This is a genomic window from Paenibacillus popilliae ATCC 14706, from assembly GCF_000315235.1.
In the GTDB taxonomy this organism is placed as follows: Bacteria; Bacillota; Bacilli; order Paenibacillales; family Paenibacillaceae; genus Paenibacillus_B; species Paenibacillus_B popilliae.
On sequence record NZ_BALG01000487.1, the window covers coordinates 1 to 268 of the forward strand.

The following is a 268-nucleotide window of genomic DNA, read 5'->3' on the forward strand; positions in this document are numbered from 1 at the left end:
GTTGATGGGCGCTGTAGGGACTGGAAAGACGCATATGGCAACGGCCTTAGGGGTGGAAGCCTGTAGACAAGGCAAAGCCGTACAATTCTACCGGGCTTCGGACCTCGTGGCGATCTTGCAAGAGAAGTTTGCGGTAGGCACAGTCAGCCGGTTCCGAGAGAAGCTGAAAAAGGTGGATTTACTCATTCTGGATGAGGTTGGATACGTACCGTTCAGCCAAACCGGTTCGGAATTGCTATTTAACGTGATTGCCGATTGTTACGAAAGG

The 268-nt window shown here is 51.5% G+C and carries 1 protein-coding gene; it reads left to right on the forward strand.

Features of this window, described 5'->3' with window-relative positions:
• Positions 1-268: ATP-binding protein (locus PPOP_RS18755; RefSeq protein ID WP_042230154.1), on the forward strand; the 268-nt coding region annotated here is incomplete at both ends.